Source organism: Dehalococcoidia bacterium (assembly GCA_040902535.1).
GTDB lineage: Bacteria > Chloroflexota > Dehalococcoidia > DSTF01 > JACRBR01 > JBBDXD01.
On sequence record JBBDXD010000027.1, the window covers coordinates 1 to 10976 of the forward strand.

General features: G+C 66.4%; 13 protein-coding genes. 8 read left to right on the forward strand and 5 right to left on the reverse strand.

Annotated features, from left to right (window positions below):
- Positions 1–171: 171 nt before the first annotated feature.
- From WEB52_14755 to WEB52_14770, 4 genes are all read right to left on the reverse strand, one after another.
- Entirely contained in the window at positions 172–2025 is a 1854-nt protein-coding gene (locus WEB52_14755) for a bifunctional homocysteine S-methyltransferase/methylenetetrahydrofolate reductase (protein MEX2227695.1), read from the reverse strand.
- A 127-nt stretch (positions 2026–2152) separates the two neighbouring features.
- Positions 2153–2659 (reverse strand): pyridoxamine 5'-phosphate oxidase family protein, encoded by a 507-nt coding sequence (locus tag WEB52_14760; GenBank protein MEX2227696.1) that lies wholly within the window; start codon positions 2657–2659, stop codon positions 2153–2155.
- A gap of 88 nt (positions 2660–2747) precedes the next feature.
- The gene (locus WEB52_14765; GenBank protein ID MEX2227697.1) at positions 2748–3704 is read right to left on the reverse strand and encodes an NAD(P)/FAD-dependent oxidoreductase; all 957 of its coding nucleotides are present in this window, start codon (positions 3702–3704) and stop codon (positions 2748–2750) included.
- Positions 3705–3814: 110 nt separating this feature from the next.
- Positions 3815–4564, reverse strand: a complete 750-nt coding sequence (locus WEB52_14770) for a phosphatase PAP2 family protein (GenBank protein MEX2227698.1) — start codon at positions 4562–4564, stop codon at positions 3815–3817.
- 172 nt (positions 4565–4736) lie between these two features.
- Here WEB52_14770 and larB point away from each other — a divergent pair, with 172 nt between their 5' ends.
- From larB to WEB52_14810, 8 genes are all read left to right on the forward strand, one after another.
- Positions 4737–5501, forward strand: a complete 765-nt coding sequence (larB, locus tag WEB52_14775; protein MEX2227699.1) for a nickel pincer cofactor biosynthesis protein LarB — start codon at positions 4737–4739, stop codon at positions 5499–5501.
- Positions 5502–5541: 40 nt separating this feature from the next.
- On the forward strand, positions 5542–6333 hold the full coding sequence (locus tag WEB52_14780; GenBank protein ID MEX2227700.1) for a GNAT family N-acetyltransferase: 792 nt from the start codon (positions 5542–5544) through the stop codon (positions 6331–6333).
- 119 nt (positions 6334–6452) lie between these two features.
- Entirely contained in the window at positions 6453–7619 is a 1167-nt protein-coding gene (locus WEB52_14785) for an acyl-CoA dehydrogenase family protein (GenBank protein ID MEX2227701.1), read from the forward strand.
- Between the two features lie 49 nt (positions 7620–7668).
- A complete protein-coding gene (locus tag WEB52_14790) occupies positions 7669–7884 on the forward strand; it encodes a hypothetical protein (protein ID MEX2227702.1) in 216 nt (71 codons plus the stop codon).
- The gene (locus WEB52_14795) at positions 7842–8153 is read left to right on the forward strand and encodes a type II toxin-antitoxin system RelE/ParE family toxin (GenBank protein ID MEX2227703.1); all 312 of its coding nucleotides are present in this window, start codon (positions 7842–7844) and stop codon (positions 8151–8153) included. Before WEB52_14790 ends, WEB52_14795 begins: the two co-directional genes overlap by 43 nt.
- The gene (locus WEB52_14800) at positions 8154–9086 is read left to right on the forward strand and encodes a methionyl-tRNA formyltransferase (protein ID MEX2227704.1); all 933 of its coding nucleotides are present in this window, start codon (positions 8154–8156) and stop codon (positions 9084–9086) included.
- A 421-nt stretch (positions 9087–9507) separates the two neighbouring features.
- Positions 9508–10005 carry a hypothetical protein gene (locus WEB52_14805; protein MEX2227705.1) on the forward strand — a complete coding sequence of 166 codons (498 nt, stop codon included), beginning with the start codon at positions 9508–9510 and terminating at the stop codon, positions 10003–10005.
- A complete protein-coding gene (locus WEB52_14810; protein MEX2227706.1) occupies positions 10002–10808 on the forward strand; it encodes a hypothetical protein in 807 nt (268 codons plus the stop codon). The genes WEB52_14805 and WEB52_14810 overlap by 4 nt, the downstream gene beginning before the upstream one ends.
- Here the strand turns inward: WEB52_14810 and WEB52_14815 are convergent.
- Complete coding sequence (locus tag WEB52_14815; protein MEX2227707.1) at positions 10805–10936, reverse strand: hypothetical protein; 132 nt, start codon at positions 10934–10936, stop codon at positions 10805–10807. The genes WEB52_14810 and WEB52_14815 overlap by 4 nt on opposite strands.
- Between the last annotated feature and the right edge of the window lie 40 nt (positions 10937–10976).

Sequence of the window (10976 nt, forward strand, 5' to 3'; positions counted from 1 at the left end):
CCCCCCCCCCCCCCCCCCCCGTATATGGAACAAGGCCGCCTGAAGGCAGCCTCGTTGGGCTCGTGACGGGTCGCCCCCCCACGAGGTGGTGTTGCCTGTGAGTATCGACAACGACACCAATTGTCAATGCTGATGAGCATAATTGATAGGCGAACGGGGATCACTGCGCTCTCAGGATGACCGCGCCTTCGCCAGCGTCACCAACTCGCCCACCACCTCGACGCGTCCGAACGACGGCACGAGGTACGTGCCCTGTACCATCGACCGGCACGCTTCCAGCAGCTCACGCGCCTGCGTGATGCCCTCCGCGATGCCGTTCTCGCCCGCCAGGCGCATGCGCTCGCGCACGTCGTCCGGCACGAAGACGCCCGCCAGCTCGTTGTGAATGAACTCGGCATGCCGATAGCTCTGCAGCGGCATGATGCCGACGAGCACGGGCACGCTGATCGCTCCGAGCCGCTCAAGAAAGTTCTCGAGCAGGCCGGCGCTGTAGATTTGCTGCGTCATCAGCGCGTCGGCGCCAGCTTCGAGCTTGCGCCGCACGCGGTCGACTTCCAGGTCGAGGTTGTCCGCGGTGGGATTCGCCGCGCACGCCACCCAGAAGTCCGTCCCCTTGCCGATCGAGTTGCCGGCCCAGTCCGTGCCGCTGTTGAGTTGCTTGAGGATCTTGATGAAGCCGATCGAGTCGACGTCCCACACGCCCGTCGCCCGCGAGTAGTCACCCGACGACGGCGGGTCGCCCGTCAACGCGATCACGTTGCGAATCCCCAGCGCGTGCGCGCCGAGCAGGTCGCTCTGGATCGCCATCAGGTTACGGTCGCGCGACGTGAAGTGAATGATCGGCTCGATGCCGCAGCGCTGCTCGACGAGCACCGCCAGCGCGATCGCGCTCATGCGCACGCGCGCCATCGGGCTGTCGCCAATGTTGATCGTGTCGACGCCGAGGTCCTTCAGATACGCCGCGCCTTCCAGCACCTTGCGCGGGTTGAGTCCGCGCGGCGGATCAAGCTCCACGCTGACGACGAACTCGCCTGCGGCCAGCTTCTGCCGCAGTGTGCGTCGCTTTTCGCCTTCATCAGCCTTCTGCGGCGCCGGCGCGACGGCCGGCACGGCGATCTGCGTCTTCGCGCGGCCGCGCGTGTTCCATTCGCCCGCGAGCGCTTCGCGCATGCGCGACGTGTGCTCCGGCGTCGTCCCGCAGCAGCCGCCGATGATGTTCGCGCCCGCCTCGACGAGCTTGCGCGTGTACTCGGCGAAGTATTCCGGCGTCGATGGATACACGAGGCGCCCGTCCATGAAGCGCGGCAGTCCCGCGTTGGGCATCGCCGACACGCGGATCGCCGTGTTTGCCGACATCTGCTCCACGACTTCCAGCGCCGACTGCGGCCCCAGGCTGCAGTTGATCCCCGCGACCTCGGCGCCTAACGACGCGGCGACGTTCGCCACCTCGTCAGGCGGTTCGCCGCCGATCGTCCGCCCGTCGCGCTGGAACGTCATCTGCGCGACGATCGGCAGGTCGCAGGCTGCCTTGATCGCGCCGATCGCCTCCGTCAGTTCGAGAATGTCCGGGAACGTCTCGAGGATGAAGAGGTCGACGCCTTGTTCGAGCAGCGCGTCGACCTGCTCGCGGAAGGCATCGCGCACCTCCTGCGGCTTGATATCGCCCAGCGTCTTGAGCATGCGCCCCGTCGGGCCCACCGCCCCGGCGATGAAGACCGGGTGGCCGCTGATCTCGCGCGCGTCGCGGGCGAGCTTGGCGGCGCGGAAGTTGATCTCGTGCACCTTGCCTTCGAGGTGGTGCTTCGCGAGCCGATACCGGTTCCCACCGAAGGTGTTCGTCTCGATGATGTCGGCGCCGGCGGCGATGTAATCCTCGTGGATCCGCCGCACGATGTCCGCGCCGTCGATCACCTGTGCTTCGAGACATGCCGACTGCGGGACGCCGCGCGTGTGCAGCAGCGTGCCCATGGCGCCATCGGCGAGCAGGACGCGTTCTTCGAGCGCCTTCGTGAACGGATGCTTCATCGTGCCGTCAAGTATAGGAGATGAAGGAAGCGGCGCTTATCGGGGAATACGTGAGTAAGACATGCCCTGGGAGGCCGCAGATCAGGACCGAGAAAGAACCTGGAGCCTCGAACTTAGAACTGACAACTTATGACTGAGAACTCGACTCGAACCGCCAACGCGTCGCCGTGTTCGGAAAGTCGTGTTCGAGCCACGTCAGCGCTTTCGTCGGCGAGAGCGCGTACGTGATATTGCCGGGGTCATGCGGGTCCGGGCGCATGTCGTACTTCTTCTCGTACGCGTCGGCCATGCGCTCGAGTTGCGCCCGGCCTGTCATCTCAGCCACCTTGCCGTGCAGGATGACGACGTTATCGCCGCTTTCGAGGTGGACGATCCCGTCCGGACGCTCGGCGAGATTGCGCCCCTTGCGAGACTCGCGACTCGTCGCGAAGGCGGCGGCGCCGTCGAACCACAACCCCCACACCGGCATGGCATGTGGCGTGCCGTCGGCGTTGGTGCTGATAATCCAATAGTTGCGCGCGTCCCGCAGCCACTGCTCGATCTGCTCCCACGACAAGATCTCGGCGCCGCTCCCGTCGCGCGCGATGCCGTAGCCGTCGGGCATGTCTGGTCGATCTGCGCTCGGTGTGCTCACGCCGCCATCGTATCAGGCCATAGACGATCGGAGATGAGCGGTTGAGCAGCAGCGCGGCCCCCAACTCCTAACGTCCAACCCCCAACCGCTAGCTCCGCTGCTCCGGCCTGTACAGCTCGTAGTTCGCCGTGCACGCGGCCGTCGAACCCTCGTGCGCGGCGGTGACGATCTGATGCGCGTATTCGCGCGTCACGTCGCCCGCGCCGAACACCATCGCTACGTTCGTGCGTTGCTCCTGGTCCACCTTGATGTAGCCCACCTGGTCGAGTTCGACGCCGAGCGGCCGCGCGAGCAGCGTGTTCGGGCGCGCGCCCTGCTGGCTGAACATGAAGTCGACATCGAGCGTGCGTCCATCGTCGAGTTCGACAACGTTCATGAAACCATCCTCGCCGTAGACCTTCTTCACGCGCCCCTCGATCAGCGTGATGTCCGCGGCGGCAAGCTGCTGCTGCTTCTTGTCGCTGATCAGGTTGCCGCCCGGCGGACGATTGGTGACCATCGTGAGCTGCGGCGTGAAGTTGAGGAACTGGAGCGTCGTCGTCGCCGCTTCATCGTCGCGCCCGACGACGACTACGCGCCGGTTGCGCACCTTGTGACCGTCGCATGTGATGCACCAGAACAGCGACCTGCCGAAAAAATCGTCGACGTCGGCGTTCTCGAACTCCGGCAGATAGTCACGCACGCCCGTCGCGAAGATCAGCGTACGCCCGTGCAATTCAACGCCGTCGCACGCGGCGCGGAAGCCATCTTCCGTGCGCGACACCTCCGCGATCTTGCAGTCGATGAACTCCGCGCCGAAACGCTCCGCCTGGCGCTTCCCAAGGTCGCGCAGCTCGGTCGAGCGGATGCCATCCGGAAAGCCGAGGTAGTTCTCGTTCGTCTCGTGCGTCGTCGAGCGCCCGCTGCCGTGGTCCGCGACGATCACGCTGCGGTTGTAGCGCGCGAGGTAGATCGCGGCAGAAAGTCCCGCCGGGCCGCCGCCGATGACGACGCAGTCGTAAGGCCGGTGTTGCGGCTCCATCTCGCCACTATGGCGAAGTGGCACGTGCCGCTCCGTAGAACCAGCCCGCCGGGGAGTGTCAGTTCGCTATCAGGCTGACGTTCCGCGTGCATCGAAGGCGGGCTGGCATGACTGAGCTGTGCCACCTAATTGTCCTACGGCCGGGGGGCGTTCTGCACCGGCTCCGGCATGGCGTCGTCAACGGCCAGCGGGCGGAACCGGGACCGCGTCAGTACGCCGGGCGACTCTCCGCGCGTGCGCTCGCGGAGCACGTTGTCGAGCCAGAGCGCCGGGATCAGGTACATCGATGCAAGCAGCAGCGAGCCGATGAGGTCGCTCGTCCAGTGCGCACCCGTGTAGAGACGCGCCGGCCCGCCAACGACGATGATGAACACGCAGAACATCCGCACAATCCAGACGATTGGCTGCCACGGCACGATCCGCGGGATAAACGCGAAGATCAGGCCGTACGCCAACACTTCACCCATGAACGTGCCGCTCGGAAAGCTGTCCTCATTCGGGAAGACGCGCACCGGTACCGGCGGCTCGTCCCACGAGAACGGGCGGTCGACGATCTCCCGCACGCCGAGCTGTGCGTATCGCATGGCGCCGGCGCCGAGCACCACCGCCGCCTCGAACAGGCGGCCCCGCACGACGAGCAGCCCGAATAGCGCGATCAGCGCGGCGGCGATCCACTGCAGGTCGCCAACGTCGTTGACGAAGCCGAACAGCCGATCCGCCGGCTCGCTTTCCAGGTCCTGCACCCAGATCGAGGGCTTCTTGTCGAACGGCAGGAAATACGTGCCATCGACCCACCGCGCGAGCGCGAAGAATGTCGCGCAGACGGCCAGCAAGGCGAGCAGCACGGTCGCGTGTAATGCGATACGGCCCACGTCAAGGCGCATTCGTCGAGTATTCGCGCGTGAGCCTCGACCGGCAAGTGCAAAGGCGGATCCCACCGTCAAGCTCACATCGCCCTTCGAGCAACTCCCACGGCTGACGTGCGAAGCTGCCCCGGTCGGCGATGCTATGATTGAAGCGCGCCGGCATGTTGAATCTGCACACGGGAGTGAAGCCATCGAAGAGCATCGTCTGCGCGACCTGCTGACGTCGGTCGCCGAGGGCCGTCTGGCCATCGACGCGGCGGTCGATGAACTGCGCCACCTGCCGTACGAGGACCTCGGCTTCGCGAAGATCGACCATCACCGCGGGCTCCGCGACTGGGTGCCGGAAGTGATCCTTGGCGAAGGTAAGACGCCGGCGCAGATCGTCGAAATCGCCACGCGTCTGCTCGACCGCGCCGATCGGCTGCTCATCACGCGCATCTCGCCGGAAGCGGCACGCGACGTGCTGGCCGCCGTCCCCGATGCGAAGCACCACGAGGCCGCACGGTGCATCACCGTCGAGCGCGCGACGCTGCTCAAGCAGCCCGGCGTGGCCGTGCTCTGCGCCGGCACCGCCGACCTGCCCGTCGCGGAGGAGGCGGCCGTGACGGCGGAAATCATCGGCAACGACGTGCGCCGCATGTATGACGTGGGCGTGGCCGGCATCCACCGCCTGCTCGATCAACTCCCCGCCATCCGCGAGGCGCGCGCGCTCGTCGTCGTCGCCGGCATGGAGGGAGCGCTGCCCAGCGTCGTCGCGGGGCTCGTATCGTCACCCGTCATCGCCGTGCCGACGTCCATCGGCTACGGCGCGAGCTTCAACGGACTGGCGCCGCTCCTCGCCATGCTCAACGCCTGTGCGGCCGGCGTCTCGGTCGTCAACATCGATAACGGCTTCGGTGCGGGCTACATCGCGGCGTCCATCAACCGTATTGCGGTGGCCGGCCGCCCGGACTGACTATCGGTCATCGGTCGCCGGACGCCCGGCGACACTATCCATGACGACCATCTACAATCCGGCCATGGCGTTCGACCCCGTCGTGTCACTGCGGATCATCAACAACGAGCGGCTGCGCAACGCCCAGGGCTGGGCGGAGCACCGCGACCTCGGCGGTGTGCTGGCCATGACATCCGATGCGCCTATCCCGGACCTCAACTGCCTCGAAGCGTTCAATACGACGGAGGCTAAACTCGAAGGGCTGCTCGACATCGGCTTCGCACTGCTGCGGGCGTTTGACTGCGATCCCGCGGCGCAGCTCACGCCGCTCGACCGCCCGAAAAGCGTCGCGAAGCATCTCGAACGGCGTGGTCTCCGCGCCACCGACCGCTGGCACACCATGGTATTCCGCGGCGACGTTGCGTCGATCCCCGTGAACCCCACCATCGACGTGCGCCGCGTCGAGCCCGACGACGTGCCGCTGTTCGTCAGTCTCCACGCCGGCGGTGAGAAGTGGGTGCGGCGGCTGTCAATGTCATCGACGCTGGCGGCGATCAACGAACCCGGCAACAGTTTCTACCTGGCATACGTCGAAGGCCAGCCGGTGGCGACTACGCACCTGTTGGTCGACGGTGCCACGGCCGGCATCTACGCCGTCGGCACGCAGAAAGCGCACCGGCGCCAGGGCATCGCCACGACGCTGCTCGCCGCGGCGCTGCGCGACGCCCAGGCCGCTGGCTGCGACGTCATCGGCCTGCGTACGCTCGCGGGCAGCGACGCCGAACGCCTCTACCGGCGCCACGGCTTCGAACTCGCGCACGAATCGCGGCTCTACGAGACCCCCACAGCGTAGAATCGATAACAATAGACAGCCGTCCGCGTCCCTCTGTTGTCTGCTCCCTGTTGTCTGTTGTCCCCTGCGCTGTACCCTCTCCCTTACCCGAGGTCCGCGCAAACTGAGGCCAACGACGCATGGAATTCCAGCTTTCCGAAGAGCATCGCCTGATCCAGGAGACGGCGCGCCGCATCGCCAAACAGAAGATCGCGCCGCGCGCCGCGGAGATCGACGAGACGCAGGAGTATCCGCACGACATCTTCGCTGCGTTCAAGGAGACCGGCCTCACCGGCCTGACGATCTCAAAGCAGTACGGCGGCAGCGGCGCCGGCATGTTCCCGCTCGCCCTCGCCGTCGAAGAGGCGGCGAAGTATTGCTGCGCCTCGGGGTTGATGCTGCTGCTGTCGGCCCTGGCATCGCAGCCAGTCATGATCGGCGGCGACGAACGCCAGAAGAAGTGGATCGGCGAAGGCATCGCGAGCGGCTCGATCAAGGGCGCGTTCTGCCTGACCGAACCCAACCACGGCTCCGACGCCGGCAACCTGGAGATGCGCGCGAAGAAAGACGGCGACGACTACATCCTCAACGGCGAGAAGATGTACATCTCCGGCGGCACCGTCGCCGACTACGTCGTGGCGTTCGCGCGCACGAACGGCACGCCGGGCCCGAAGGGCATCAGCGCGTTTATCGTGCCGAGCGATGCGCCGGGCTTCAAGGTCGCCGGCCAGGACCGCAAGATGGGCGTGCGCGGCGTCCCGACGGCCGACATCGTCTTCGAAGACGTGCGCGTGCCCCGTGAGAACCTGATCGGCGGCGAAGAAGGCCAGGGCTTCAACCACGCGATGCTCACGCTGAACTCGTGCCGGCCCGTCGTCGGCGCCCGCGGCCTCGGGCTCGCCGAGGGCGCGATGTCGTACGCGCTGGAGTTCGCGCGTCAGCGCGAGGCGTTCGGCAAGCCGATCGCAGAGTTGCAGGCGATCCAGTTCATGTTCGCCGACATGGCGATCCAGATCGAAGCGGCGCGGCTGCTCGTCTACCAGGGCGCGTGGCGCGTCGACCAGGGCCTGTATGACCGCGAACACGCCGCCTACCTCTCGATCGCGAAGGCCTACGCGACCGAAGTCGGCGTGAAAGTGTCGAGCGACGCGATGCAGATCCTCGGCGCGCAGGGCTACATGATGGACCACCCGCTCGAACGCCACTACCGCGACGCGCGCCAGCTCATGATCGTCGAGGGCACGAGCCAGATCCAGCGAGTCGTCATCGCCCGCGCGTTACTCGAACGGGAGATCGTGTATCCGTAGATTTCGCGCGGTCCCAACCGAGTATCGTCATGTGGCTTATACTGGCGCTATGAAGACGGCCAAACAGGAACTTCGGGAACTCCTTGAACAATTGCCTGATGACGCTCCATTGGAAGTGCTCATCCTCGAGATTCAAAATCGGGCAAGCGTCAGGCGTGGCTTCGATGAGTTGCGGCGCGGCGAAGGTATCAGCCACGAAGAAGTCAAGGAGCGACTGCGAACGTGGCGCGAATCGTTTGGTCGCCAGAAGCCAGTCGACGCCTGATCGATATCGCGGCTTACATGCTGCTAGCCGCTCCCGAGCATGCGGAGTCTGTCGTCGACCGCATCGTCCAGGCCACTGAACGTTTGGGCGACTTCCCGCGGATGGGACGAACACTGCCCCACACCCGCGACTTCGAAGCTCGCGAGATCATCGTTGATCGCTTTCACGTTGTGTATGCCATAGACGGAGAGACGGTCGAAATCTCCACCATCCTCCATGGTGCGATGGATATCGCTACGCGCTTACATGAACTGCTAGGTGATGCTTAAATGCGCATCGCACTGATCGGCCAGGCCGCCTTCGGCGAAGCCGTTTTTACCCGCCTCCGCGATCAGGGCGAGCAGATCGTCGCCGTGTCGTCGATCGAGGGCGCGCCCGGGCGTCCCGACCCGCTGTGGGCTGCCGCTGAAGCCGCCCGCCTGCCACCCTTCCCGACCGGCAAGCTCAAGAAGTCCTCTGTCCTCGACGCCTGGTCGGAGACGAAACCGGACCTCTGCGTCATGGCGTTCGTGAACCACATCCTGCCCGAGCGCGTCCTGGAAGCGCCGCCGCTCGGCACCATCCAGTACCACCCGTCGCTGCTGCCCCGGCACCGTGGCCGCTCGTCGATCAACTGGGCGATCGCGCAGGGCGACGGCGTCACCGGGATCACCGTCTTCTGGGTCGACAAGGGCATCGATACCGGCCCTATCCTGCTGCAGAAGGAGGTCCCGGTCGGCCCCGACGATACCGTCGCTTCGCTGTACTTCGACCACCTGTTCCCGCTCGGCGTCGATGCCATGGCGGAAGCGGTGCGCCTCGTCCGCGAAGGCAACGCGCCGCGTATCACGCAGGACGAGACCCGCGCGACCTACGAGCAGCCCGCCGACGACACGACGAGCGCGATCGACTGGGCGCAGCCCGCGCAGGACGTCTACAACCTCGTCCGCGGCTCCAACCCGCAGCCCGGCGCCCACGCCATGCTCGGCGACCTGCAGGTCAGGTTCTTCGACGCCCGTATGTCGCCCGAAGCCCCTCCCGAGCCGCCCGGCACGGTCCTCGCGGTCGGAGAGACGATCGACGTCGCGCTTGCGGGCGGCATCCTGCGCGCGATGCGGTTGCAAGCCGCCGGCGGCAAGAAGATCGCCGCGACGGAGCTCGCCGCAGCGCACGGCGTCACGCCACGGGTCCGCTTCGCGAACGGCGCTCTTCCCGCGCCCTGACCAGGACGCGATGACTCGCTAGTTAACCTTTGCCCGCTCCCGGGCGTTTCCCCTTCGCAGGGCGCCGGAGAGACGTATGACTGCACGATACCCTTGGTTGGCGGCCATCGTGATTCCGTGCGCGCTGGCGACCGCCGCGCTCGCGGGCATCGCCTCACAGCCGCCCACGGCGCTTGCCTGTACCGGTGGCTGGCCCGGCGGTCCGATCGAAGCGATGGCCAACGTCTCGCATATCGCCATCGTTCAGGCTTCAGCAGTCGGTAGCGCCAAAAACACGGCGCCCACCGTCACGCCTCAACTCTCGCCGACACCGACCTCAACTCATGACTCCGCATTCCCCCCGGTGCGCACGCCAGCATCCCCACCCGTCGCGTCGCCAACGCCTGTGCCTCCGAGCGATTTCGTGTTGGAGGGAATTGGCGTGACGTTCAGCCTGCTCGAGAACATCGCCGGAAGCCCGGCCGCTACGATCGAACACGGTTGGACGCAGCGGCGCGACATCGAGGAAGCGCTGCGCCAAGGAGAAGGGGGTCGCCCCGTGATCACGTCGTGCGAACTGGACCGCTTCCTTCCACGCTATATGCTCGGGCGCACGTACTTGCTCTTCTACGCCCACACGCCGGTATTCGATGATCTGTTCCCGTTCATGACGTTTCCGATCGATGGCACCGGCGTCGTGCTCGATGATCCCGAGCACATGCGCGCGTTCAGCGGCGTGCTGCTCATGATGCCCGACACGTACCACCGTTACTTCGAGGGCCTCGCATTCGAGAACTGGGGAGAAGGCGACGGCTACCACATCGCCGAGCCGCGTGTTGACTTCGCGCGCCTGATCGGCGCCGTACGGAACCTGCGCGGAGACCCATCGATCGCGCCGCCCGATGCCGGCAGCGCCGGTCTGAAGGACGTCGCGCGATGAAACTTTTGATCGCGCTGATCGGTGCGCTATTCGCGCCCGCGCTCGCCCTATCGTCCTTCGTTTCGCCGACGCGCGACGCCTTCGCCTGCAGCGTCGGCCCGCCCATGTTCGAGCAGATCATGGCTGAGACGAACGTCGCCGTCCTCGTCGACGTCACCGAGGTCGATGGCCCGCTCAACGCGCAGCCCACCGTGACGCCTCGCGCTACGTCCACGCCTACCGCCACGGCCGCGCCCGCATCGCCCACGCCCACGATTGACCCCGTGTTCCCGCGCGTCCAATCGCCCACGCCGACCGCAACCGCGATGCCGTTCGACCTCACCGGCTACGGCGCGACCGCCTCCGTCATCAAGACGTATCGAGGCAGCGCCGCCAGCACGATCACCGTCGATACCGAAGGACGGGCGCAATTGGAACGCGCCCTTCGCGCCGACGAGGCGCGACGGCCCGGCGACCCCTTCCCGCCGTGCCCCGCCTGGCTCGGCCACTTCCCCTACACCGTTGGTCAGCGGTACGTGCTGTTCGGCCAGGGCAGCGCCGATCAGATCGAGACGGGCATCTACCACCAGTGGGAGGTGCACGTCGACGCGAGCGGCACGCCATACGTGCCCGCGCGCAACATGTACGTGACCCGCGTAGTGTACGAGACGTACCTGCGCGGCATCGATGCCGTCGCCGACGAGCGTTGGTACTACATCACCGCCGACCGCATTCCCCTGGCGACGTTCGAGCGCATGATCACCGGCGAACCGGCGCCGGACATCGTGCCGCCCGTCACCGGCAGCGCCGGCCTCAAACGCTAGAGCAGCGGGATGTCCCGCAGGTTCGCCGCACCGCGCAGCGCCTCGACGGCGACGTCCTGACGCTCGGCGATCCATTGCGGCGCCAGTTCGCGTTCTTCGTCCGGGCGGTTCATGACGAACGCCGCCACGACCGTCTCGCGGCGCTGCCACCACGCACTGAACGCGCGC

Excerpts from the sequence above, each read along its gene's own strand:
- WEB52_14785 (MEX2227701.1), top strand. The coding sequence starts at position 6,453 with ATGGAATTCCAGCTTTCCGAAGAGCATCGCCTGATCCAGGAGACGGCG.
- WEB52_14780 (MEX2227700.1), top strand. The coding sequence starts at position 5,542 with ATGACGACCATCTACAATCCGGCCATGGCGTTCGACCCCGTCGTGTCA.
- WEB52_14800 (MEX2227704.1), top strand. The coding sequence starts at position 8,154 with ATGCGCATCGCACTGATCGGCCAGGCCGCCTTCGGCGAAGCCGTTTTT.
- WEB52_14770 (MEX2227698.1), bottom strand. The coding sequence starts at position 4,564 with ATGCGCCTTGACGTGGGCCGTATCGCATTACACGCGACCGTGCTGCTC.
- WEB52_14790 (MEX2227702.1), top strand. The coding sequence starts at position 7,669 with ATGAAGACGGCCAAACAGGAACTTCGGGAACTCCTTGAACAATTGCCT.
- WEB52_14810 (MEX2227706.1), top strand. The coding sequence starts at position 10,002 with ATGAAACTTTTGATCGCGCTGATCGGTGCGCTATTCGCGCCCGCGCTC.
- WEB52_14755 (MEX2227695.1), bottom strand. The coding sequence starts at position 2,025 with ATGAAGCATCCGTTCACGAAGGCGCTCGAAGAACGCGTCCTGCTCGCC.